This window comes from Dysgonomonas sp. GY617 (genome assembly GCF_015233815.1).
GTDB lineage: Bacteria > Bacteroidota > Bacteroidia > Bacteroidales > Dysgonomonadaceae > Dysgonomonas_A.
The window spans coordinates 244,242-268,795 of record NZ_JADCLR010000021.1; the positions used below are offsets into that span (position 1 = coordinate 244,242).

The following is a 24,554-nucleotide window of genomic DNA, read 5'->3' on the forward strand; positions in this document are numbered from 1 at the left end:
ACGGATAAGAGACTGTTATTTAAATCAGTAAATAAACTTGAAGCTTTGTTAGTCTTAGGTTGATCAGATCAAAACCCATCTTAGAACATACTAAGAATCAAAACAGGTATAAATAAGAAAGGTGACAGAAATGTCACCTTTCTTTAGTCTTATTTTGATCCAGTTATTTACTTCGCAATAAACAAGCTCTGAGATTTACCTTTTCTGAAAATCATAGCATCATTACGTTTACCTTTACGAAGAGCTTTTTGCTCCTCCTCTGGTAGCATAACTACACTTCTACACTCATCGCAACAACATCCTTTCATTGCCTCGGCACACTCGGGACATTGGATAAACAAAAGGTGACAACCTTCGTTCGCACAATTGGTATGTGTATCGCAAGCTTTACCACACTGATGACAATGTGCAATAACATCTTCGGTAATCCGCTCACCTAAGCGATTGTCGAAAACAAAATTCTTTCCGATAAACTTACTGTCTAGTCCTTCGGCTTTTACTTGTCTTGTATATTCAATAATACCACCTTCCAATTGATAGACATTCTTAAAGCCCTGATGCTTGAAGTAAGCACTGGCCTTTTCGCAACGAATACCTCCAGTACAATACATCAACAGGTTTTTGTTTTCTTTATGCTCTTCCAGCAGTTTGTCTATAATAGGAAGAGATTCTCTAAATGTTGTAACATCAGGAGTTACAGCTCCTTCAAAATGTCCTACTTCGCTTTCATAATGATTGCGCATATCCAATACCACAGTATTAGGATCGGCCATCATATCATGAAATTCTTTAGCCCTAAGATGTACACCAATATCGGTAACATCAAAGGTTTCGTCATTAAGCCCATCTGCCACAATCTTCTCGCGAACTTTAATCGTAAGCTTTAGAAAAGATTTGTTGTCATGCTCAACTGCCACATTCAAGCGAATATCTTTCATAAACGGATAAGTATCCAGATAATCTTTAAAAGCTGAAATATTGGCAGCAGGTAACGATAGCTGAGCATTGATGCCTTCGTTAGCTACATAAATACGTCCAAGCACATCTAGTTTTGACCACTCAAGAAAAAGTGCATCTCTAAAAGCTTGAGGATCGGCTATATGAGCATAAGCATAAAAAGAAAGTGTGAGACGTTGAACTCCTGCTTCATCTATCAGTTTGGCTCTTTCGTCAGCGCTCATCAAATTGTACAGTTGCATATTATACAATACATTAAATGTAAATAATCGTTAGAATCATTCTAAATAAAGAGACAAAAGTAAGTGCAAAAAACAAGAACCGATGACTATGAGTCATCGGTTCTATCTATATCTAAACCTAAACAGGTTGTAACCTTAGAATTGTTGCATGTCGCACAGTTTACGATAGTATCCGTTAAGGTCATACAACTCATTGTGATGTCCTCTCTCTACAATACGCCCTTCGTGCATTACGCATATCTCATCGGCAGTTTTTATTGTAGATAATCGGTGAGCAATTACGATGGTGGTACGATTACGCATCAAGTTCTCAAGAGCCTCCTGAACCAGTCGTTCCGATTCGGTATCAAGAGCAGAGGTCGCCTCATCCAGAATAAGTATCTGAGGATTTTTAAGAATCGCACGGGCAATACTTACACGCTGGCGTTGTCCTCCCGAAAGCTTTCCTCCACGATCACCAATATTAGTATCGTAACCGTTTTCAGTTCCAACAATAAAATCATGTGCATTAGCTATTTTAGCAGCCTCTACAACATCTTCCATGGTAGCATTATCAACTCCAAAGGTGATATTATTAAAGAATGTATCATTAAACAGAATTGCCTCCTGATTCACATTCCCCATCAAAGAACGCAAGTCAATTATTTTTGCATCTCTAACATTAACTCCATCTATTAAGATTTTGCCTTTATCAACATCGTAAAAACGAGGAAGCAGATCGACCATTGTAGATTTACCTGAACCCGACTGTCCTACAAGAGCAATAGTTCTTCCCTTAGGAATTACGAGGTTTATATCTTGCAACACCCAATTGTTTTGGTATTTAAACCAAACGCCTTTATATTCTATTTTATCATTGAAAGGTATTTGTACAGGATTCTCTGGATCAGTTATATTACTTTCTGCTGCTAGTATTTTATCTATACGAACCATAGACGCCAAACCTTTCTGAATAGCATAGGCCGATTTCGAAAATTCTTTAGCCGGATTTATGATACTGTAGAACATCACCAAATAGAACATGAAGCTCGATGCAGTTATAGAAGCATCGTGTCCAAGAATAAGATTACCACCATACCAAAGCACAATAGCAATAGTCAACGTCCCGAGAAACTCACTCATTGGATGAGCTAATTGCTGACGACGATTTATCTTATTAGACATTCTGCGCAAATCATCACCCCCTCTGTGGAACCTGTCAGTTACTTTTTTTTCTGCATTAAAAGCTTTTATAATACGCAATCCACCTAAAGTTTCTTCGATTTGAGCCATTAGCTCTCCCCATTTCTCCTGGGCTTCTGTAGACTGACGCTTTAAAGTCTTCCCTACCCTACCCATTATAAAACCTGATACAGGAAGTAGTATCAACACAAAAATTGTTAGTTGCCAACTGATAACCAACATCGTTGTGAAATATACTAAAATCAAAATAGGATTTTTGAAAAGCATATCTAAAGAACTCATAATTGAGTTTTCTACTTCCCCAACATCACCTGTCATCCGACCAATAATATCGCCTTTTCGTTCTTCCGAAAAGAAAGACAATGGAAGCGAAAGTATTTTATCATTTATCTGATTACGAATATCTCGCACTACACCTGTACGTATTGGAATAAGGAAAAAAGAACTTAGATAAGTAACTCCAACCTTTACTAAAGTCATACCAACTAAAGCCAATGCCAGAATAAACAAAGTAGAGGAAGCTCCGTATTGCTCAATGTAGTTAGCACTCAGATAATAAAAGTTATTCTGTGCAACTCCCATTATAGATTCAACTTTCTGAAAAAGAGTTGTTGCGTCTGGGCTAATCCAAGGCATGAATTCATATGTATCCTCATTTATTTTAAAAAGGATATTAAGAATCGGCACTATCAAAGCAAAGGATAGTACATTCATTAACGCCGACAGGATATTGAAGACAAAGCTGAGAATAAGCTCCCTTTTATAAGGGGGGATAAATCGGCGAAGAATACGTAAAAAATCTTTCATATAGGAGTCTAAGTGAATAAAAGGATCTAATCCTACATTGATAAAGATAAACCATCTTTATTTTATAAGACCTTAGATCTGTGACCTTAAAACAAGCCCGCAAGTTAGTCATAATTATTTTCATCCAAAACACAATGTTTGGCGATCTTATGAATCATCCATATATTTGCTTATAAAAAAACAAAAGAATGATTAGATATATCCTCCTTTCTCTTTGCATATTATATAACCTAACGACATTCGCCTCGGATGGATACATGTTCAGAATACAACTCAAAGACAAAGGACAAACAACCTACTCTATAGACAAACCCGAAGAGTTTCTTTCGAAGCGTGCAATAGAGCGTCGCCAAAGACAGCACATCAGCATTAATGAAACGGATATACCGATTTCATCGACATATATTAACATCATCGAGAATTTAGGATGTAATGTAGTTGCAAGAAGTAAATGGCTAAGTACAGTTAGTATTTATTGTATAGATAGCTCATTTGTCGATAAAGTAAAAGAGTTAGATTTTGTAAGCAACGCAACTTTCGTATGGAAAGGAGATACAACTAATACCACAACAAAAGACATTGCAAGAAGCAAACGCACCGTTATTAAATCTGAAAGTGAATACGGATATGGAGAAGATCAGATACGAACAGTAAACGGTCAGTTTCTACACAAGGAAGGATATAGAGGTAAAGGCCTTGAAATCGCTGTTATTGATGCAGGATTCAGAAATCTGAATGAGCTCCTACTTCTTGATAATATTTCTATAAAAGGATTTAAAGATTTTGTATTTAATGGCGACGATATCTTTAAAAGTAGTGATCATGGGTTGAAAGTATTATCAGTTATGGCAGCAAACCGCCCTAACATATTTATAGGAACTGCACCCGAAGCTAAATATTGGTTGTTACGATCAGAAGACAGCCGATCAGAATTTCCAATCGAAGAGGATTATTGGGCAGCCGCAGCCGAGTATGCCGATAGTATAGGGGTAGATATAATAAACGCTTCGCTTGGCTATCACACATTTCATGCCCCTGCACAAAGTTATACCCACGAACAACTCGATGGAAAGACTGCTTATATCACTCAAGCTGCCGAAATAGCCGCATCCAAGGGAATATTTGTAGAAATAAGTGCAGGAAATGAGGGTTCAAACTCGTGGAAGAAAATAGCATTTCCAGCAGATGCAGATAACGTACTTACTGTGGGAGCCATAGCCCGAGACTCTACCATTGCATATTTCAGTTCAGTAGGTCCTACTGCCGATGGAAGGATAAAGCCCGATGTTGTAGCTGTAGGATTAAGCACAGCAGTAGTAGCCAGTTCGGGAGAAGTAGAACCTGCACAAGGTACATCATTTTCAGGACCCATAATGGCAGGATTAGCTGCCTGTTTATGGCAATCAGCACCTAATCTAACTAGTTTAGAGTTGCTTGATATTATCAAAAAATCCGGAGACAGATATAAGAACCCCGATAATTACTACGGATATGGTATCCCTAATATGAAAACCGCATTTCTTTTGGCAGGAAACACGCCCACAGGAATAGAAGAAGAAGCTATGAATAACGAGCCATTATTCGACATAAAATCCGATAGTATCGGACATTTTAGAGTTTTCAGAAATAGGGAAACCAGCAATAACACATATACAATTAAAGTTATCAATCTTGACGGGAAAATAATTCTCACAGATACTTTGAGCGAACAGGAACAAGATTTCCGATTACATGATTCTTCTAAACAAGTAAGAATTATCACGATAACAGGAACTGGTGTAAAGGAATCGTATAAAATTATTTTTTAAGCTCACACATAAAAATGGAACAAGCAATAATCTCATTATACGAACTAAACAATCTGGTAAGGGGTGTAATAGCAAATACATTCTCTCAATCTTTTTGGATACGTGCCGAGATGAGCGATGTGCGAGTCAATCAAAATGGTCACTGTTATCTCGAATTCATCGAGAAAGACAGCCAGAACCGAAATATTATAGCCAAAGCACGTGGAAGTATCTGGTCTAATGTTTTCAGGCTTCTAAAAGCCTATTTCGAATCAGAAACAGGGCAAGCTTTTGGTACAGGATTAAAAGTGCTTGTTCAGGTTAGTGTAGAGTTTCACGAACTATATGGCTATAGCCTCAATGTTCACAACATAGACCCGACTTACACCCTAGGTGATCAGGCTCGTACGAGAGCTTTAATTATAAAGCAACTCGAAGAGGAAGGGGTTCTAACTCTCAACAAAGAATTGGAGCTACCCGATATTGCAAATCGGATTGCCGTTATATCATCTCCAACTGCCGCAGGATACGAGGATTTTTGCAATCAACTGGAGAATAATGCCGATCAATTCGCATTTTACACTCATTTATTCCCTGCAATTATGCAAGGAGAACGTACAGAGGCATCTATCATATCGGCACTTGAACGAATTTACGATCACATAGATAAGTTTGATGCTGTGGTTATTATTCGAGGAGGAGGGGCAACATCCGAATTAAGTAGCTTCGATTCGTATCTGCTCGCTGCAAACTGTGCACAATTTCCTCTACCCATCATAACAGGGATTGGTCACGAACGAGATGATACCGTACTGGATGTAGTAGCCCATACTAGAGCAAAAACTCCTACTGCTGTTGCTGAATTCCTGATAAAGAGAATACAATCGGCAGCCACAATTATGTATGATCTACAAGAATCGATCATAACATCAACAAACAGAAAAATAACGGAAGAAACGGTATTTTTGAACACACTAGCCACCCATTTCTCATATATAACGAAAGACAGGACAAAAGATCAACTCAACAAACTGAATAGTTTTGCAGATAGATTGAAGAACGCAGCGAAAAGGGTAATCCAAGAAGAAACACATAAGCTGGCAAACAGAGAGCAGCTCCTTAAACTTATCTCTCCCGAAAACATACTTAAGAAAGGATATACTCTTACTACAAAGGGAAACAAAATTGTAAAAAGTGCAGCAGAACTTCAATCAGGAGATCAAATCACAACCTTATTTTATGACGGAGAAACAGCATCTGAAGTAAAGTAGATATTTTAGGATAGAGGTTTACGGCGAACTATGCGAATAAAATCATCCATAACCTTAGAACCTAAAACTTTCAGCAAAGCCAAGTATATAACAGTGCCAATTAGTGCTTGAAAAATTACAAGAAGCAGCATACTATTTATCAAAAATGATAGAAAATAAAGAGGCAAATATGAAATCATAGCTATCAAAACATAAGGATAGATATCTCTAAACACCTCCACTATCTTATAATCAATTGTCTTTCCTGCAATATAATAACCAATAAAAAATGACACCACAAGCGTAAAGCTTGCACCCATAACCACAGCATTCACACCATAATTTATGGTTATTAATATAATAAGTATCGAAAGAACGTTACGTATAAACTCAATAGTCAGTAATAACCCCGACTTACCTAAAGATTGCAGTAAAGAAGACAATAAATAAAACAAGGGAACTACCGAGCCACCAATTACCAATATTCTGAGAAGAGGAATTACACCTCTAAATTTTTCTTGCAGAACCACCAAAACAATGGGTTCTGCTGCTACAATAGTCAGTATAGCAATAGGGAAACAGATAAAACTAACGATTCGAACAATCTTCCGAAAGGCACGTTTCTTCCGCTTTAAATCGTCTCCAAAGTTATTTAGAAGAGGAAATGCCACCCCTTGCAAAGTTGAAGCAATAACAGATTGAGGAATCTCGTTCAGTTTACGAGCCTGAGAATATAAACCTGCATCAGAGAAAGAAAACCTCTTACCTATAACCAAAGCATAGATATTGGCTATAATTTGATTGAATAAAGAATTCAATAATAATTTGCCACTATATGAAAACATGGATCGAATTCTTTCAAAGCTGAAAGATACTTTAGGATACCATCTCACAAAAAGCCACAATAAGAGCGAACGTAAGAAAGCCTGTACAACTTGTTGCACAGCCAAACTCCACACTCCGTACCCCTTATACGCCATTCCAATTGCAATAATACCCGACACGACTACTGAAATAAGTGAAACCTGCGTATTTACACGAAAATTCATTTCTCTAACCAGATGCACATTCTGAACGACACCTAATGCATTAAAGAAAAAAGCTAAGAATAAAAAGCGAGATAAGTTTTGAAGCTCTGGTCTATTGTAAAAATTAGCAATTACAGGGGCAAACAGAAAAAAGAGAATATAGATGACTATACTTATCGAAACATTAAAATAGAAGATCGAAGCATAATCAGTTTCATCAACATCCGACTTTCTGATCAATGCTGAAGAGAACCCACTCTCTTGCAACAAATTAGCAACTGTAACAAAAATAGTCAATACAGCAATTAAGCCGAATTCATCGGGACTAAGCAAACGTGCAAGGATGAAGATGAACACAAACTGAAAAATTTGTTGTCCGCCCTTGTCCATAAAGTTCCAAAATAGAGCTGAAACCGTCTGCTCCTTCAATGTTTTTGCCATAACCGCAATCTACTACAAAAATGAATAGAAAACAAAGGTAAAAAAACGAACTAAACCCTAAGCTTAATTAAACTTTTCTTTTAGAAGAAGAAATTTTATTGAGTAAATAGCTAAACTAAAAAGAGCTGATAATTATCCAAAAACAGTTCTTGTTTTTGAAAGAAAATCCCTCGCCAAATAAGTCCATAATCAGAAATAGTAGATGTAAATATTAAATATTTATTTTCTAATTATTTCACTAATTATTTTTTCAAAAATTTCAGGCAACTATTTCACATCTAATATTAATATCATTAGTAATATATATCATACGAATTACATAGATTAATTAACATTTAAATAGTATTATATATTGTTGTATAAAACTTATAATAAAAGCATATAATATTCCTATGCTCTATAAGACAAGATTATTAAAAATATTTTAACTTTATATAAAATGAATATTCTTATAAAAGAAGAATCCCATTTAGTGTGAAAAATCAACAGAAACACTCTAGAATAGTTTTTTTATTAAAAATAAATTGACATTTAATATTCAAAAAAGAAAATATTTATACAATAATAAACCTAACTTAGAATTTGAAACATATAGACATCATAAATATACAAATGAAATACATTGATGTTAACTATACACAAAAACAACTCTAAATAATATTAGAAATAATCTCAGACAAACCAAAATCATTGGTAAAACTCTATATAAAATAGTGTCTAAAAATTGAAGTTATTTTTATGCTAAATTCTTTCTATCTTTGAATATAAATGAAGAAAAGAACTACTAAATGATCACACTCATTCTTTCCGGTGGATTAGGTAATCAGATGTTTGAATATGCTGCGGGAAGAGCTTTATCTCTTCGCCACAGAGCAGACTTACATATTGATTTATACATACTTAACAAGAAAACAAAAGCAACTATTAGAAACTATGAGCTTACTGTTTTCAACATCAAAGCGCCTATAAAAAAGTCCGTCCTCAACAAAATAGTGGTAAAAGGATTCGGATTTTTAAAATCAAGCAGTCTTGGACGCACCTTCCTTAATAATATTGGAATATTTCGGGATGAAAAGGCACAATATTATGATTCTCGTTTTGATGATCTATCGGAGAATACGACACTTTTCGGTTATTTTCAGAATGAAAACTATTTTAAAGGTATCTCTAAGCAATTAAGAATAGATTTCACATTCAAAGCTCCCTTAAAAGGGCAAAACGATGAAATTCGGAGCATAATAGAGCAGAATACGTCCGTATCCATCCATATAAGACGTGGAGATTACTCAAATTCAAATTCGAACCTGCCTATCTTAGATATATCGTATTACAAGAAAGCCATCGAACACATAGCTTCTCAAATAAGCAACCCTTACTTCTTCATTTTTTCGGATGGTATTGATTGGGTTAAAGAAAATTTAGATCTATCAGAATTCAATCATCAGTTTATTGACTGGAACAAAAATGAGAATAGCTATATAGACGTGCAATTGATGAGCATATGTAAACACAACATTATTGCAAATAGTTCTTTCAGTTGGTGGGGAGCATGGCTGAACAACAATCCAAATAAATTGGTAATAGCGCCCAACAAATGGTACAAAGGAGACAACGGAAAATATCCTGATGGATTTTTACCTAAAGAATGGATTACTCTATAAAGTACGGTAAACCTTTTTAGTATATTTGTAAATATCAGGACAAACAAAAAGAGTCAAGATTAAAAGGAATAATAAATCTGCACAGTAACAATAGATGATAAAGTTGTCAGTCATAATGCCCGTTTTTAACGCAGAAAAATATCTGCGGGAAGCTATTGACAGCATAATCAATCAGAACTATACTGACTGGGAATTAATCATAATTAACGACGGCTCAGTGGACTGTAGCGAAAACATTATTGAATCTTATACAGATACTCGACTTAGATACTACAAAAATGATCAAAATATAGGCTTAATAGCAACCTTGAACAAGGGGATAGATCTTTGTAACGGAGAATACATCGCCCGAATGGATGCGGATGATATCGCAGAAAAGGATCGATTTAGAATTCAAATCGCATTTTTAGAGAAGAATAGAGATTATGTACTTTGTGGTTCGGATGCCAAAATAATCGATAAGAATAATGCAGAGACAGGAAAAATTCTAAATCTTCAAACAAATGATTATTTACAAATAAATTTACTATTCTCGGTTCCTTTTATACACCCTAGCATAACAATTAGGAGTGAGGTATTAAAAAATAACTATTTTGATCCCGATTTTAAACATGCCGAGGATTATGAACTTTGGTGTAGAATTGCCAATAAACGTAAAGTTGCTAACATTGGCTATTTCTTATTACGATATCGCTGGCATAGTAGCAACGTATCAGTAATTAATGCGGAAAAGCAAGAAGAAATTAAAGATCGAATAATTTGCAGAGAACTAAACAACATCAATTTACAACCATCGGAAAAAGAATTATATCTGCATAAAGTAACATTCTTACAATTCGATTCAAAATCTGCAATAAAGAAAGAAGCCTTTGATAATTATAGTGAACTTGATTCTTGGTTTCAAAAAATAATAACAGCAAATCGAAGTTTTCAAAGATACAACGAAGCGGCACTTATTTCATTTTTATGGAGTAGGTGGATTGTACTTTGCGTATCACAGAAAAATTACAAGAAAATTTTCAATCCCAAATTCTCTTCTTATAAATTACCTATTCTATCCAGAACTTTTAAGCTTCTCTTATTTTTAAGAAAGAAAACTAAGTTGTAGACTTTTATATAAGCTTCTATCATTTACAAAAAAAGTGTGCAATATTATTCATATTACACACCTTATATATTTCCTCAGAAAAAAAACACGCTTAATTGAATTCCTTCAAAAGAGCTAACATTTCATCATCAACTTGTCCGAAAATAGAAACACCAGCAGCTCCATTATCTAAAGCATATCTGATACCATCACGCAAATCGTCTTTATCTTTAAAATCGGGAACAAATAATCCAGCATAAAGAGGAAAACGACCATTAAGACCTTTTAACCCTTCTTGAACAGCAGTACCAATCCATGCCGTTTTTTCTTTATAGAAACCATGATAAATCATCGGATAAATCGCTGTTAAATCCCAATTTGTCCAATCTTGTCTCACCAATCTTTTCGCAACATCAGGTGTTGGAAATACCGCCGCGGTAATTGCCTTATCGTGACTTTTAGCAACCTTGGTCAATTCATTCACTACATTTGTAACAGCATCGTATCTGAATTTTTTCCACGACAAACTTTCCTGTGGATATTCGATAGAATCGATACTTTCACCATATTTTTCTTGGAATTTCTTTTTGCATACATCACAATAGCAATAATCGTATTGAGGAAGTTCCTGTGTTTGCACAATACCATACACTTGCCACAAATTTACTGCTAGTATTACATCACTATAACGGATATAGTCCAAATGAATTCCATCCACATAATCTTTAGAAAGTGCCTTCTCAACGTCATTTTTTAAGTATTCTACAACTTCTGGACGAGAAGGGCAAAGCCATCTGTAATAATCAACATAAGGTGGTTGATCGAAGCAAGATTCACCTTTACGATTAATCGCATACCAATCCGGATGATTATCTTTCAAATATTGCTCACCTCTGTTCATAATCCACATCCATCGATGAGTTTCGAGTCCCTGAGCTTTTGCTATTTTAAAATGGCGCTCATTATCTGCTTCAAAAAAGATCCCTTTTATGCCGGCATCATAGTATTTTTTATATCTGACAGCAAGTTCCTTGTCCGTATCCTTGTCATCTGGATTTAACCAAACCCAAAATTTATGAGTCTTTTGCGTTTCAGACTGTTCCTCCTTCACATCTTTCCCAAATATCTGAGAGGGAAAAGCAAAAAGTAATGCCATAAGGCAAACTAAAAAGAATTTATAATCTCTGTTCTTCATCATTGGTATTTTTCTATATTTATTAAACTTGGCTATTAATTTACAAGCCCTTCATTATTAATTCTTATTTCTTTTGAATCTGTACCCGATATCGTCGCATTAAACTGAGAAGACGTCGATTCCATCGATAGCTTATTTTGCTTTCCTTCAATAGAAACAACCTCAGGAATACCCAGTTCTTTTAGATTCTTAGCAAATACACCCTTGGTATTTCTATATTCACGCTGTTTATAATAAACAAGCCATAAATATTGCCTTTGCAACTCGGAGTAAGGCAAAACAAATTCAGGTAATTTTGCTCCTGCTTTATTTGTCGAAAACTGAAGATATCCCCATCTTTCGGGAGCATGCATATCAATAATACCCTGTGGAGACCATACCCAATTATTTTCAGGAAGGGTTTTATTGTTCGCATCACATTTTTTTACATACTTATTACCCGAAACTTCGGTTTCCCACTGAACGCGAGAAAAGTTTAATCGCCAAATATCCCCATCCTTCGGAATATTCGTAGTATTTGCAACAGTAATATCAGCAAAAGGAATTGCTAGTTCAACCGTCCAACCTTTATCTTTATCACTCGGATCATTTAGAGAACCATATATATGAACACCATGTTTCAATCGATTGCTATCCCATGAGATGAGCGCACCCGACCCACTGCGATATGGTTTCGGTAAAAACAGATCAAACACCGTATTCAACGCATTAATCTCGTATTCGAAATACTGATGTGAAGTATTTACTGGGTTAATAAAAACCTCGAAGTCATTATCAAAAAACACAACCTGATCTCTCTCGGTTAGATATGCCCAAACATTTTCGTCTACCATATCTGCTGCAATATAGAGATAAGTGCTATCCCAAAGCATTTTTACTTTTGTATCGTAATATGGTTTTGGCTTAAGATCTCTTTCAATATCTTGGAAAGAACCTGTCCATTGAGCATTATTCCAAACTTGATCATTGATATTACCATCAATAATTGGAGCTGTGCTGGTGTATCCAACTACGTAACTTTCAGGTAGTGTAAAAAGATGCTCCAAACCCTTAAATGCGGCTGTTTGCGCAAAAAGAGATGGAATACACCCAACCACCCCAATTAACAGGGTTGTAAAATAGTGTTTCTTCATGTATAAATAAATTTAATCGGGCATATTGCCCATAATTAAGGTCTCAGACCTAGTTATTGGTTTGGTTAGCATAATAAAGGATAAGCTTACTGTATATGAAAAACATTCAATACATGATCAGCATTACCCTCTATGATATATTTTTGATAATTTCTTAATTAACTTTTGACCAAGAATTGAATAAGCTACTTTATATAGTTTATCCTTCTTGAAGGTATTAATATTAAATCCAAGTCTTCTTATTTCTTTGGTTGCGCATTCATTATAATAGTCACTATGAAAGCGAGTAATGTATTGCATATAGAAATTCACACAAGCAGCTCTAGCTTTTTTACTATTCTCTAGTCCAGATACGACCTGAGTCATAACTTTAGTTGCCAATAGTTGCGATTCTATCGCTTTTTGAGAAACTTGCTTACTTAAACTTTGGGGAGTATTCCGATAAAAAACTGCTCCTTGAGAACAGAAGTAAACTCCTGATGACTGTCCGACTACTCGAAAGAAATATTCACCATCGTCATTCAAAGTAAGTTGCTCATTCCACCCTCCTACTCTAGCAAGTAAACTTCTATGTACAAGCCAGATACTGGACTGCACTATATATTTTTCAAGACAAATATCAATCAACAGATCAATAGGCTTATTATAGTAACTGGTAGACATTTGCCGATGGGGAATACAAATTGTTTCCATCACATCACCATCAAACAAAAGTATACCCGATGCAATAATTGCGTCTTTATCGTTTATTTTCGTATGAAGTTGTACTTGTGCTTCAATTTTATTGAAAGACAAAAAATCATCAGCATCAAGATACTGGATCAACTCGCCTGTCGATTTTTCAAAAGCAAGGTTTCGTGCTGCACTAGCACCTTTATTTATTTGCTTATAAACATGAACCTTTTCTGATTCGTATTGCTTGGCTAAGGTATAGCTATTATCGGTGGAACCGTCATCTACAATAATAACTTCTAAATCAGACCATGTCTGTTTCAATACATTCTCAATAGTTGCCGAAATATATTTCTCAGCATTATACATGGGAATTAAAACAGATACTTTCATCGGATTGTGTATTTTAAAGTATTTATTGCATAGTTACCAAACTATAAAAAGATCTGGAAACTTCACTTACTCAGGTTGCGTGACTTATCACCAAGATAGCCTCCATGATGCCGTTTCGCATAATCAGCTGCATTAAACCCAATTTTATCCATTGTATCAACTACCAAGATATCACCTATTACAGTCATCATTGTAGTAGAAGTAGTAGGAGTAAGACCCAATTTGCAAACCTCAGCAGGATTGCCTGTCAACAAACAAACATCTGCTTCTTTTGCCAATACACTTTCGGGATCGCTGGTTATTACGATAAATTGAATATTCGGATTCAAATGTCTTGCTAAACCGATGAGTTCGATGATTTCTCGAGTTTTACCGGAATTGGAAATCATTAAAATAATATCATCTTCCTGAAGTACTCCCAAATCTCCATGTTGAGCTTCACTAGGATGAAGGAAAATAGCGGGAGTTCCCGTAGAGCAAAAAGTAGTGGCTATATTCTGCGCTATCTGCCCAGCCTTACCCATACCACTAGTTACTAATTTCCCTTTTTTCCGATGAACATGCTCTATTATTAGATCTGTTGCTTTATTATAAGCTTCTGTTACCGGAATATTAAGAATGGCATCCGCTTCTTTTTGTAAAATTGATTTTATATCATCTATACCCATAGTCTCGATTCTGTACTCCGATGTATTATTTAGTTATACTTTAATACTGCCTCGAACCATAACAGGCAATTGCTGCTATACTTACAGAGGCAGTATCAATATATCTGGTATCTTAGTTTGTTTTGAATTTATATTTAATTGCAGACAACTCTTCGTTTGCTTGTACAATCTTTGTTTTCAGATTTTCTTTATAACCTACCAACTTTTGTTGGAGATCAGCATTATCTGTTGACATAATTTGTAGAGCCAAAATTGCAGCATTCAACGAACCATTTATACCTACAGTAGCAACAGGTATTCCGGGAGGCATTTGCACAATAGCCAAAAGGGCATCTAGTCCATCTAACGACGAATTGATAGGCACTCCAATAACAGGAAGTGTAGTCATCGACGCTATTACACCAGGTAAATGAGCAGCCATACCAGCAGCAGCAATTATTACCTTGATTCCTTTTTCTCTTGCATTCTTTGCAAATAATTCAACTTCCTGAGGTGTACGATGTGCTGACAAAGCATTTATCTCGAATGGGATTTCCATTTCATCGAAAAATTTAGCAGCTTTTTCCATTACCGGAAGATCCGAAGTACTTCCCATAATAATTGCAACAAGTGGTTTCATATACTAAGCTATATTATATATTAAAATTAAATAAACTATATTCTGAATAAAGTAATCTTCAACTATTTCTAACGCCCTTTCTAAACATGTAAAAGGCATCTACTCTTATTTAAAAGAGGTGAGCGTAAGTAATAATCCTACAAAAACGGAAGCATATGCCAAAACAAATCCAATAATAAAACCAGTATATACCTGAGCAGCAGAATTAGCTCGAAGATACAATCTGCAAACTCCTAATATTCCTGCCAATAAAAACAAGATGGCAAACAACACCATTGGATTGGATCCGTTCACATTAAAACAAACAGAAAGTACACCTCCCAGCAATCCACCCATACCTAACATATGAGCACTTACCTTCCAGAAGAAATTAAGAATCATTCCCACAAAGGCAACAAAGACAGAGGAGGCAACCAAGCCAAGCACCCAATAAGATACATGAGAGTTATAAAAGAACAAGGTCAAACTGATATTTGAAATAATAAATATCATATAAGGCAAGGTTCTGTCAGGGGCATAATCTAAACTGTAGTCTCTTATATATCTCATTTTCTTTAGGACGAAAATAAAAAGAGATGGAATAAAGAGAGTAAAAAGTAAAGTTGGTATCAAAAACCGAAGAACCTGTCCGGCATACAGATGATAAAAACTTGTATACACAGCCAATAAAGCTAAGCTATAAAATGGCATCAGCAATGGTGAAAAAATTGCTGAAAATAATTTCGCTATATTTTGTCCTATTCTCCACATAATCTACGTAATTTCAACTATTAATGTTGTATTTATTAACAATCAACTATGGTTATTTGCACTTACCAAAACAATAAAAGGTCATAGACCTTATATATTTTTCCGAAGTCTTGCCACCGGAATATTCATTTGTTCGCGATATTTTGCAACCGTTCGTCTTGCTATCACATATCCCTTTTCCTTCAAAATATCTGTTAGCTTATCGTCAGTCAAAGGTTTCTTTGTATCTTCATTCTCTATACATTCCCTTAAAATAGCCTTTACCTCTCTTGATGAAATTTCCTCCCCAGCATCATTCTGCATCGATTCAGAGAAAAAGTATTTCAACGGATAAACTCCAAAATTGGTTTGTACATATTTACTATTACTCACCCTCGATATCGTCGAAATATCATATCCTGCCAGTTCTGCTACATCTTTCAAAATCATAGGTCTCAAACTCGATTCGTCTCCGGTAAGAAAAAAATCGTATTGTAGATCTACAATTGCTTGCATAGTACGTTGCAGCGTTTCTTGTCTTTGTTTGATTGCATCAATAAACCAACGGGCAGAATCTAACTTTTGTTTTACGAATAGAGCTGCATTCTTTGCCTCGTTAGTCATACCTTTTTTATTTTCGGTATATCCTCTTAGCATTTCCGAATAATCTCTATTCACTTTAAGCTCGGGAATATTACGATTATTGAGACTTAGAAATAATTCTCCATTATAAGCTTCAACGATAAAATCGGGAATAATCGTATTCATTGTCAAAGAAAGAGCATCACCCCAATTATTTCCAGGTTTGGGATTTAAGGTCACTATAAGATGAATAATTTGCTTTAAAACCTCTTCATCTATATTTAATGCCTTTTCAATTTTATCAAAATGTCTTTTCGAAAAGTCATCAAAATACTTTTCGATAACAAGCATTGCCTTTTCAACCAAATCCGATTCATTCATTCGCTTTAGTTGCAATAATAAACATTCTTGCAAATCGGTAGCACCAATGCCGGCAGGTTCAAAATCTTGAATGACTCCCAGTATCTTCTTTATTTGATCAGATGGTATATCTAAATTTTGCTGAAATAGTAAATCATCAGAAATAGCAGTCAAAGGTCTGTCAAGATATCCATTTTCATCGATATTGCCTATTATATATTCTGCAACCTTTGCCGACTGCTCATCCAATTCGGTCAAATGCAATTGTTCTATTAGCGATTCATGCAACGATTCTGCGGATGAAAAGGGAATATCTTCCCTTGCTGTTGTTTCCGAACTATAATTATTTAAACGGTAATCTGGAATATCGTCTTCGGTCAAATAATCGCCTAAAGCAATATCTTCCTGAGTTATACTATCCGATTCATCATAATTAATATCATCAGCTATATCCTGAGGGTCGTCCGAGTCCTCGCGCCCTTCATCTAAAGCCGGATTATCAACCAACTCTTGCTTGATCCTCTCCTCCAACTCCACATTAGGCAATTCGGTTAGCTTTATCACCTGCATTTGCAAAGGAGATAAACGCTGTTGTTGCTTTTGTTGTAATTGCTGTTTGAGAGCCATATTATTTTTATCGGATAAATATTATACACAAAAATAATAAATACTTTTGTATCCTCTCATAATTAACCAAACAACTCCGTTTTATTTATCAGTAGAGGAATATTGAACTTCTTCTTTTTGTGTAAAACATACAATAAGGAAAATTGTTTTTAATAAGAACAAGAACTATCAAAAAACTACAATTGTCTAAATAAAACCTCCTTTTAAAATATAATATTATTATAAAAAGAGGAGATTAATTCTAGCATCTACGAAAATATCAATACTATTATATAAGAGAATACTATTCTATATATTTTAACTTTTAAAAACAACAATCAATCGAATACATACATCTCATATAATGATATTTAAATAATACAGAAATATAGATTACAATAATTATAAACACAAATTAAATTTTAGAAGAATAAAAAGATGATGCTTAAGAAAGTAAAAATCAACTTTTTATTTAAAGGATTTAAGGGTATGAACTCCAAGAAAAGGTAACTATTTAGCAAAGAAGAATAAAACGAAAACATTAGCGAACAAGAGTAGAAAAGGGAGAAAATAAACATAAAAAAATCACTATTTAATAATAAACAGTGATTCTATTTTAGAGAAAAACAGACATAAAATACCAATTTTACTCAATTATTGTAAAATGCCCCTTTCCACCAGATATTTGCGGGTTTCTACCCAATCCACATAAGGTCTGCCCTCTGTTGGTGTAATTAATGGGCATCCCAAATTAGCATCGTCAATATATAAGTGTCCATAAGCTTTAGGTGAAGATGTCCAAAAACGTTGAGTCGGATTTTTCTGAACACCATATAAGGCTATACCATTATCGTCAAACCATTTAATTGCATCGGCTAAGAAATTTTCTTCTACAACGACTGTTTCATCTCCTACTTTTTTCTTTTTCTTACGATCACTACGCATTGTAAAAAGAATTAGCTTATGTCCTGCCTCAACCAACTCTTTAAGCACGGGAATAGCTCCTATATCCTCACCTATACGAGGAAACTCGTGTGTAACACATGTTCCATCAAAATCAATACATATATCCATCTTATTTAATATCTTAAGGTCTCTAATCTATTTTATATTTTGAAAGTAATACGAATATCAGCTCTCATACTTATAAAACAGGTCATTAATATTTTTACTTACCTAGTATAACTTCTCCCAAATCGAGATCAAAAGGCGTTGTTATTTTTATATTTGCCCTCTCACCCTCTACTAAATGAATGGGATGACCATATATCTCAACCACTGATGCATCATCAGTAAAAGACTCGGAAAAATCGGTCTCATATGCCTTTATAAGCAAAGCAGACTCAAAAACCTGAGGTGTTTGAACCATACGATATCTTGAACGATCTACAATCTTACTATCGTTTTCACCGACAATTTCACGCAAACTATCCGTCACGTCTATAACAGGAATCACAGCCTTATACTCTTTTGCAGCATCAAAGCACGTCTTCAAAAGAGAAACAGATGTAAATGGACGCACAGCATCATGCACAGCTACCCAACCTTCGCCAACAAGCTCTAAACCATTCTTGACCGAGTGAAAACGAGTTTCGCCTCCATCTACGACTTCATGATACACCGAAAAGCCATATCCTTTACATAATTTCGACCAATGCTCGCGATATGACGCAGATAATGCCACAATAATACGTATCGATTTATCGAAATTGTAAAAGGCTTCGATGGTTCGCATCAAGACAGGTTTTCCACCCACGTTTAAAAACTGTTTGGGCAGTTCGCTTCCCATGCGCAAACCTTTTCCACCCGCTACTATGATTACATTGTTCATATATGGTCTTTTAGGTAAAAATATTTTAATTCATTTAAATAACCGACTAAAGCAACAAATAGTTCAGCAACTTTGCTTTAGTCTAGATTATCTAGTATTTTTTTTATCTCAGTATCTGTTTTATAAAGCTTTTCTTTACAAAGTTTTAGCAGTACCGACGCCTTTTTTATTTCTTCTGTCAACACATCTACTTCCATATCGCCCGACTCGAGTTTATCGAGAATTTCCTGAAGTTCTTGTATTGCTTCGGTGTATGATTTATCTTTTTTTGCCATTCTGTGAACATTTTGTTTGAAATAGGGGTTTAAACTTAGATAAATTTTAATTTACATACAACAAAGATAATCCGATCTGGAAATTTAAATTTAAATTTGAAGATAATAAATAGCTTTTAAGTTTACAGGCTATATCTTATATATAACATTCAGTTCTAAAAAAAATTGTATATGACACTTACTAAAGCAACGAATAGGTCTTCGACCTTAATTTTACCAAAGAGTTTCTTATTCTTAGGGATATTTTCGGGATTATTCTTTCTCACGAGTTGCACTAGTTTAGATACATTGGTCGTAAATGTAGAAAAACCCGCTCACATAACGCTACCAAATAGTATTGAGAATATTGTTATTGTTGACAATACTGTTCCTCAACCCGAAGATGTCGGTCACTTTGAGTATCGTTTTGGACAAGAAGCGGGCACCCCCGTTAAAATTGAGGTAAATGACGACGTGAATTATATATTAGCTGAAGCTCTTTTTGAAGATATCTCAGATAAAGAATACTTCAAGGATGTTATTTTTTACGAACATCCGCTAAGAGAGGACGCCAACTATGAAGATATTCTTCAATTAGATTCGACTCTGATAAAAGAAATCTGTATAGCAAACAATGCCGATGCTATAATTTCATTAGATCGTTTTCTGGTAAGTACAGCTTCTCACGAAGAAGACTTTGAGTTTGGAACTACAATGAGATTTCTAGATTTAAAGATGGATATTCGCTTTCAGGTATATTCTAAAGAAGGGCAGGCAATATCTCCACCACTATACATAAATGACAGCATCTATTGGAGCGCCACTTACAATCAAAATACACCTCTTTCGGATACCATTCCAAGCAGAGAAGATGCAATGAAAGAGGCTGCCAGATATACAGCCGAAAAAATAGCAGATGCTTTAGCACCTTATTGGAGCAATGAGTTGAGATGGTATTTTGGCGATATAAAGGCTGCAAACAAAAAAATGGCGACTAACGATTGGTCAGGAGCTTTAGCATTATGGCAATCAGCTTACGATAGCGAAACAAAAAACATCAAGAAAAAAGCCAGACTTGCTAGCAATATAGCTTTGGCTTATGAGCTAAAAGACGAACTAAAGAATGCACTAAGATGGATAACCACTTCTTGTCAATTATTCGAAGAGACCCAAAGCACGGGTGTTGACGAGGAAAATCTATTGAGAGCTACAAGCTACAAAGAAGACCTTTTAGAGCGCTACAACGACTTTAAATTACTTGATATGAGAAGATAAAGCTTCTAGAGAATAAAAACAGAAGATCAAACTTTATTGACACCTATACCGGGGAGATTATTTAATATAATCTTCCCGTTTTTTATTGTTGTACCTCTAAAACAGTCATTCGTGATGAGTAATGCCCCGTCTAAATCGGCAAAATTCACAGCAGGCGACAATTGAGAGGCTGCGGATATTGCACACGAAGTTTCGGTCATACAGCCCAACATTACATCAAAACCCATAGAAGGAGCTATATTTATCATTTTATAAGCTTCGTTCATACCGGTACACTTCATCAACTTGATGTTGATCCCCGAAAAAGCTCCTTTAATTTTTTCCATGTCGGCAAGCCTTTGTACCGATTCATCGGCAAAAATAGGCAATGGACTGTGAGCCGTGAGCCATGCACTGCCTTCCAAATCGGTTTTAAGCATGGGCTGTTCAATAAGTACAACTCCTTGTTCTTTCAGCCAATGTACCATCTCCAGAGCTTCCGATCTGTCTTTCCATCCTTGATTGGCATCAATAGCTAAAGGCAAATCCGTTACCGACCGGATTACCTCAATCATGCGCTTATCATCATTCCCACCCAATTTCACTTTCAATATTTTAAAATCAGAGGATACTTCTGTAGTTTTCTTTTTTACAATATCGTCCGTATCAATTCCGATTGTATATGTTGTATTGGGCGTATTTTCAGGATTTAAATTCCAGATTTCATGCCATGCCTTACCAGCCATCTTTCCCACTAAGTCATGCAATGCTATATCAATAGAAGCTTTTGCTGCTGTATTGCCAATTGCTATATGATCTACATACGTCAAAATCTCATCTATGGCTGTCAAGTCAGAAAACTGACCTAGATCTACTTGTTTCAAAAAACTGATAACACTGTCCTGCGTTTCACCCAAATATTGAGGTAACGAAGCTTCACCATAGCCAACATATCCATTGTAATGAATCTCTACCAAAACAACCGGAGTTGTAGTGCGTGAATAGGTCGAAATAGTAAACGGATATTTCAATATTAAGTTATAGGGTGAGTACGATAATTGTATTCTATTCATAGTTTTTTGCTTTTTGTAGGATTCTACTCCATCTACATATTAATACAGCTAAATAGAGCTTTCTTCTTATCTCGGCATAGCGAAATTATTACGTTAACCAAAGGTGACAAATATTACACAAAAGGAGACAAATATTACATACATTTTGGAGCTTATTCTCTTTGTCCTGTTTTTTCATTATAATCTTATATTAAATAAACAAATAAGTATGCAATACACCCCTAAATCGGGACTTTTTTGATTTTCATATTTATTCGATCCAATCTCCTTTCACATCTATAAAAAAAGTTTTGCCGTTTAACTTAACCTTTGCTTTACCATCTTTATTAAAATAGCGGGCGTCATCATATATAAGCGGAATAACAACTTCTCCTGTCTGGTCTATAAAACCGCATTTACCCTCTATACCTACTGCTGCCAATCCCGTTTTTGTAAACGACCATGCTGGATTATATATACACGGAATAACTTCTCTCCCTGTTTTATCTATATAACCCCACCAACCATTTAAGCGAACTAAGGCTAATTCTACAGAAAAAGCATGAGCACAATCATATATAAATGGCACAACCTCTTCGCCTGTTACTGCATCTAAGAATCCCCATTTACCATTGTTTTCTGACACTACTAATTTTTGCGTTTTCGACACTAAAGTAGTAGTAGATTTTTCTTTTGTTTGTCGTTTAGCCATTTTTATTTTCAGGAAAAAAGAATTTTACAAAGAAAGCCAACTGCCATTCAACAGCCTTATTCCAATATTGCGAATTATGTTCGCCCGAAGTAATGATATACGTATGATTGATTTTTTTCGCCAAGAGAAGTTTATGAAGATTTTCATTCACTTCCAAGAAGAAATCATCCTCTCCACAGTCCAAGATCAAAGGTATGTTCTTCAATTTATCTACATTCGTTATTACAGTATGTGCATCCCATACCGATTTATTGTTCACATAGCTTCCTAATACTTTAGACATCTCCCAATTATTTGGAAATGGTCTGATATCTACTCCTCCACTCATAGACCCACAAACTCCAAATACATCAGGATGTTGTAATGTTAGCCATAAAGCTCCATGCCCGCCCATGCTAAAACCTGATATTGCCCTACCCTTCGGTAAATTGATCGTTTTATAATGCTTATCAATATAAGTAACTAGCTCTTGACTAACATAAGTATCATATTGAGACTTGGGATTAACGGGACTGTCCCAATACCAACTATTCTTTCCATCAGGGCATACAATTATGAATTGGTATTTATTTGCCAATTGAGGTAATGTGGGTTTCACGACTTTTAACCACGAAAGATGGTTTCCTCCATAACCATGCAGGAGATAAATCACGGGATATTCTGTCTTGGATTCTTTATTATAACCATCGGGCAGAATGACAATATTTTTTACCCGCACATTCATCTTTGAGCTGTATATGTCTATGGTATCAATTTGTTGAGCAAATAACGAAAGACTTCCGTTTAATATAACCAACAGTAAGAAATAGAAAAAACGATGAGATAATTTCACTTTCATATAACTTCTTCAGATTTTGAGGTTTTCGTAAAGGCTTTGCTTGCCCAACGTGGAACTAAAAAAGCACCGATAAAAAGGTAATTGTAATAGCTGAGTAATCGCCACAATACTATAATTACAGGAATAAGCCCCGATATGGGAATAAGTGCACTTAAATAATGCTTGAATATGATTTCACTCAATCCACTGGCTCCGGGAGTAAAGCTAAGTATCATCAACACCCACATCACAAACTGACGGGCAAATATCAACATATGATCCGACACTGAGAAAAATGCCATAAAAAGAGCATTTACAACTAAAAAGCGAGAAGCCCATGACAGGATAGTAGCCAAAATAAGAGGCCACCAATAAGAAAATTTCTTCCCTCGAATCTCACGGGCACTTATAATCAAATCATCTCCTGCTTTTACAGCTCCTGCATGCCAACGACGAAGGATAGGCAATCTGAATATTTTGATTAAAAGCCATCGTATAGCCTGAGGCTTAAAAAACAAACCGATTATAAGACAAATACAAATAATCATCTTAATAATATATGCAGCAATAAACAAAGAAATAACCCCCATTTGCAAGGTTGATATTTCGGGGAAAAGTTCGTCTACGGGAACAAAGAGCAATAGCAGAGGAAAGGTTACAACAAAGAACATTTCATCCAATAGCATCGTCACAAACACCATAGCTGTACTTCTGCCAACACTAATATTCTCTTTCGAAAGAAAAAGCACTGCCATACTTGATCCTCCAACCGATGATGGGGTAACTGCTGTTCCAAATTCTGCTAATAACGTTATTTTCAACGACTGCTTCCAAGACAGCACCTTCTCGGTTAAATATCTATATCGGATAGTAAATCCCAGATCACGACCAACCATTAGAAGCAATGCTATAAAAAACCAGAAAACGGTATCCCATGTTATTTTTACATTTCTTAGTTCTGCTAATTGTTGAGCATTTTCCTGTCCTAAAAGATCCTTTGAAAACATGTAAACAATAACACCGACTCCAAGAAGAGTTGGTATCAAGATTTTCCATTTACTTATTTTGGTTGACTGACCAGTCATATTTACATTCAATTATTAATTAATAAAATTAGTTAATACAATAGCTTTACAATACACTTCCTAATGTTAAATACCCATATTCCTATTTACCCGATCAAAAGGCACAAAAGTTAACAAACCCAAACCGATCACAGATATATAGAGTGCTAT

General features: G+C 35.3%; 21 protein-coding genes and 1 pseudogene. 5 read left to right on the forward strand and 17 right to left on the reverse strand.

The features are described 5' to 3' along the window. Positions 1 to 167 precede the first annotated feature (167 nt). Entirely contained in the window at positions 168 to 1,199 is a 1,032-nt protein-coding gene (locus IR022_RS10950; RefSeq protein ID WP_194203716.1) for a rhodanese-related sulfurtransferase, read from the reverse strand. 135 nt (positions 1,200 to 1,334) lie between these two features. Beyond that, positions 1,335 to 3,188 carry an ABC transporter ATP-binding protein gene (locus tag IR022_RS10955; protein ID WP_194203717.1) on the reverse strand — a complete coding sequence of 618 codons (1,854 nt, stop codon included), beginning with the start codon at positions 3,186 to 3,188 and terminating at the stop codon, positions 1,335 to 1,337. 188 nt (positions 3,189 to 3,376) lie between these two features. On the opposite strand from IR022_RS10955, the gene IR022_RS10960 reads away from it, so the two are divergent. Further along, positions 3,377 to 4,996, forward strand: coding sequence for a S8 family peptidase (locus IR022_RS10960; RefSeq protein ID WP_194203718.1), 1,620 nt, complete (start codon positions 3,377 to 3,379; stop codon positions 4,994 to 4,996). Between the two features lie 14 nt (positions 4,997 to 5,010). Further along, positions 5,011 to 6,246: an exodeoxyribonuclease VII large subunit gene (gene xseA / locus IR022_RS10965; RefSeq protein WP_194203719.1), complete on the forward strand. Its 1,236-nt coding sequence runs from the start codon at positions 5,011 to 5,013 to the stop codon at positions 6,244 to 6,246. Between the two features lie 5 nt (positions 6,247 to 6,251). Here the strand turns inward: xseA and IR022_RS10970 are convergent, their stop codons facing one another. Then, complete coding sequence (locus tag IR022_RS10970) at positions 6,252 to 7,694, reverse strand: lipopolysaccharide biosynthesis protein (protein ID WP_050710140.1); 1,443 nt, start codon at positions 7,692 to 7,694, stop codon at positions 6,252 to 6,254. 788 nt (positions 7,695 to 8,482) lie between these two features. On the opposite strand from IR022_RS10970, the gene IR022_RS10975 reads away from it, so the two are divergent. Both IR022_RS10975 and IR022_RS10980 read left to right on the forward strand, forming a co-directional pair. Continuing rightward, positions 8,483 to 9,355, forward strand: a complete 873-nt coding sequence (locus IR022_RS10975; protein WP_194203720.1) for an alpha-1,2-fucosyltransferase — start codon at positions 8,483 to 8,485, stop codon at positions 9,353 to 9,355. A gap of 115 nt (positions 9,356 to 9,470) precedes the next feature. Next, complete coding sequence (locus IR022_RS10980) at positions 9,471 to 10,463, forward strand: glycosyltransferase family 2 protein (RefSeq protein WP_242053211.1); 993 nt, start codon at positions 9,471 to 9,473, stop codon at positions 10,461 to 10,463. 91 nt (positions 10,464 to 10,554) lie between these two features. Here the strand turns inward: IR022_RS10980 and IR022_RS10985 are convergent, their stop codons facing one another. The 10 genes from IR022_RS10985 to xseB all read right to left on the reverse strand — a co-directional run bounded on the left by IR022_RS10985 (position 10,555) and on the right by xseB (position 19,505). Then, positions 10,555 to 11,640, reverse strand: coding sequence for a family 10 glycosylhydrolase (locus IR022_RS10985; RefSeq protein ID WP_242047174.1), 1,086 nt, complete (start codon positions 11,638 to 11,640; stop codon positions 10,555 to 10,557). Positions 11,641 to 11,672: 32 nt separating this feature from the next. Further along, positions 11,673 to 12,770 carry a carbohydrate-binding family 9-like protein gene (locus IR022_RS10990; RefSeq protein ID WP_194203722.1) on the reverse strand — a complete coding sequence of 366 codons (1,098 nt, stop codon included), beginning with the start codon at positions 12,768 to 12,770 and terminating at the stop codon, positions 11,673 to 11,675. Positions 12,771 to 12,893: 123 nt separating this feature from the next. Then, a complete protein-coding gene (locus IR022_RS10995; RefSeq protein WP_194203723.1) occupies positions 12,894 to 13,835 on the reverse strand; it encodes a glycosyltransferase family 2 protein in 942 nt (313 codons plus the stop codon). Between the two features lie 62 nt (positions 13,836 to 13,897). Then, positions 13,898 to 14,503, reverse strand: a complete 606-nt coding sequence (locus IR022_RS11000) for an SIS domain-containing protein (RefSeq protein WP_194203724.1) — start codon at positions 14,501 to 14,503, stop codon at positions 13,898 to 13,900. A 112-nt stretch (positions 14,504 to 14,615) separates the two neighbouring features. Then, positions 14,616 to 15,122, reverse strand: a complete 507-nt coding sequence (gene purE, locus IR022_RS11005) for a 5-(carboxyamino)imidazole ribonucleotide mutase (RefSeq protein ID WP_050710646.1) — start codon at positions 15,120 to 15,122, stop codon at positions 14,616 to 14,618. Between the two features lie 105 nt (positions 15,123 to 15,227). Beyond that, entirely contained in the window at positions 15,228 to 15,671 is a 444-nt protein-coding gene (locus tag IR022_RS11010; protein WP_157258298.1) for a hypothetical protein, read from the reverse strand. 291 nt (positions 15,672 to 15,962) lie between these two features. Further along, positions 15,963 to 17,420, reverse strand: coding sequence for an RNA polymerase factor sigma-54 (gene rpoN, locus IR022_RS11015; protein WP_194203725.1), 1,458 nt, complete (start codon positions 17,418 to 17,420; stop codon positions 15,963 to 15,965). A gap of 633 nt (positions 17,421 to 18,053) precedes the next feature. Beyond that, entirely contained in the window at positions 18,054 to 18,473 is a 420-nt protein-coding gene (locus IR022_RS11020; protein WP_050709843.1) for a hypothetical protein, read from the reverse strand. A gap of 94 nt (positions 18,474 to 18,567) precedes the next feature. Beyond that, positions 18,568 to 19,230, reverse strand: coding sequence for a 2-C-methyl-D-erythritol 4-phosphate cytidylyltransferase (locus tag IR022_RS11025; protein WP_194203726.1), 663 nt, complete (start codon positions 19,228 to 19,230; stop codon positions 18,568 to 18,570). A 77-nt stretch (positions 19,231 to 19,307) separates the two neighbouring features. Continuing rightward, the gene (gene xseB, locus IR022_RS11030) at positions 19,308 to 19,505 is read right to left on the reverse strand and encodes an exodeoxyribonuclease VII small subunit (protein WP_050709841.1); all 198 of its coding nucleotides are present in this window, start codon (positions 19,503 to 19,505) and stop codon (positions 19,308 to 19,310) included. Between the two features lie 171 nt (positions 19,506 to 19,676). Here xseB and IR022_RS11035 point away from each other — a divergent pair, with 171 nt between their 5' ends. After that, positions 19,677 to 20,759 carry a DUF6340 family protein gene (locus IR022_RS11035; protein ID WP_194203727.1) on the forward strand — a complete coding sequence of 361 codons (1,083 nt, stop codon included), beginning with the start codon at positions 19,677 to 19,679 and terminating at the stop codon, positions 20,757 to 20,759. Between the two features lie 26 nt (positions 20,760 to 20,785). Here the strand turns inward: IR022_RS11035 and IR022_RS11040 are convergent. The 4 genes and pseudogenes from IR022_RS11040 to IR022_RS11055 all read right to left on the reverse strand — a co-directional run. Continuing rightward, a pseudogene (locus IR022_RS11040) lies at positions 20,786 to 21,805 on the reverse strand (dipeptide epimerase); the annotation flags it as partial. 256 nt (positions 21,806 to 22,061) lie between these two features. After that, complete coding sequence (locus tag IR022_RS11045; RefSeq protein WP_194203729.1) at positions 22,062 to 22,502, reverse strand: WG repeat-containing protein; 441 nt, start codon at positions 22,500 to 22,502, stop codon at positions 22,062 to 22,064. Next, positions 22,495 to 23,340: an alpha/beta hydrolase gene (locus tag IR022_RS11050; RefSeq protein WP_194203730.1), complete on the reverse strand. Its 846-nt coding sequence runs from the start codon at positions 23,338 to 23,340 to the stop codon at positions 22,495 to 22,497. The genes IR022_RS11045 and IR022_RS11050 overlap by 8 nt, the downstream gene beginning before the upstream one ends. Then, on the reverse strand, positions 23,337 to 24,404 hold the full coding sequence (locus IR022_RS11055; RefSeq protein ID WP_194203731.1) for a lysylphosphatidylglycerol synthase transmembrane domain-containing protein: 1,068 nt from the start codon (positions 24,402 to 24,404) through the stop codon (positions 23,337 to 23,339). Before IR022_RS11055 ends, IR022_RS11050 begins: the two co-directional genes overlap by 4 nt. Between the last annotated feature and the right edge of the window lie 150 nt (positions 24,405 to 24,554).

Bases quoted from the DNA above. Each gene is read 5' to 3' on its own strand.
- IR022_RS10950 (WP_194203716.1), bottom strand. From the start codon at position 1,199: ATGCAACTGTACAATTTGATGAGCGCTGACGAAAGAGCCAAACTGATA.
- IR022_RS10955 (WP_194203717.1), bottom strand. From the start codon at position 3,188: ATGAAAGATTTTTTACGTATTCTTCGCCGATTTATCCCCCCTTATAAA.
- IR022_RS10960 (WP_194203718.1), top strand. From the start codon at position 3,377: ATGATTAGATATATCCTCCTTTCTCTTTGCATATTATATAACCTAACG.
- xseA (WP_194203719.1), top strand. From the start codon at position 5,011: ATGGAACAAGCAATAATCTCATTATACGAACTAAACAATCTGGTAAGG.
- IR022_RS10970 (WP_050710140.1), bottom strand. From the start codon at position 7,694: ATGGCAAAAACATTGAAGGAGCAGACGGTTTCAGCTCTATTTTGGAAC.
- IR022_RS10975 (WP_194203720.1), top strand. From the start codon at position 8,483: ATGATCACACTCATTCTTTCCGGTGGATTAGGTAATCAGATGTTTGAA.
- IR022_RS10980 (WP_242053211.1), top strand. From the start codon at position 9,471: ATGCCCGTTTTTAACGCAGAAAAATATCTGCGGGAAGCTATTGACAGC.
- IR022_RS10985 (WP_242047174.1), bottom strand. From the start codon at position 11,640: ATGATGAAGAACAGAGATTATAAATTCTTTTTAGTTTGCCTTATGGCA.
- IR022_RS10990 (WP_194203722.1), bottom strand. From the start codon at position 12,770: ATGAAGAAACACTATTTTACAACCCTGTTAATTGGGGTGGTTGGGTGT.
- IR022_RS10995 (WP_194203723.1), bottom strand. From the start codon at position 13,835: ATGAAAGTATCTGTTTTAATTCCCATGTATAATGCTGAGAAATATATT.
- IR022_RS11000 (WP_194203724.1), bottom strand. From the start codon at position 14,503: ATGGGTATAGATGATATAAAATCAATTTTACAAAAAGAAGCGGATGCC.
- purE (WP_050710646.1), bottom strand. From the start codon at position 15,122: ATGAAACCACTTGTTGCAATTATTATGGGAAGTACTTCGGATCTTCCG.
- IR022_RS11010 (WP_157258298.1), bottom strand. From the start codon at position 15,671: ATGAGATATATAAGAGACTACAGTTTAGATTATGCCCCTGACAGAACC.
- rpoN (WP_194203725.1), bottom strand. From the start codon at position 17,420: ATGGCTCTCAAACAGCAATTACAACAAAAGCAACAACAGCGTTTATCT.
- IR022_RS11020 (WP_050709843.1), bottom strand. From the start codon at position 18,473: ATGGATATATGTATTGATTTTGATGGAACATGTGTTACACACGAGTTT.
- IR022_RS11025 (WP_194203726.1), bottom strand. From the start codon at position 19,230: ATGAACAATGTAATCATAGTAGCGGGTGGAAAAGGTTTGCGCATGGGA.
- xseB (WP_050709841.1), bottom strand. From the start codon at position 19,505: ATGGCAAAAAAAGATAAATCATACACCGAAGCAATACAAGAACTTCAG.
- IR022_RS11035 (WP_194203727.1), top strand. From the start codon at position 19,677: ATGACACTTACTAAAGCAACGAATAGGTCTTCGACCTTAATTTTACCA.
- IR022_RS11045 (WP_194203729.1), bottom strand. From the start codon at position 22,502: ATGGCTAAACGACAAACAAAAGAAAAATCTACTACTACTTTAGTGTCG.
- IR022_RS11050 (WP_194203730.1), bottom strand. From the start codon at position 23,340: ATGAAAGTGAAATTATCTCATCGTTTTTTCTATTTCTTACTGTTGGTT.
- IR022_RS11055 (WP_194203731.1), bottom strand. From the start codon at position 24,404: ATGACTGGTCAGTCAACCAAAATAAGTAAATGGAAAATCTTGATACCA.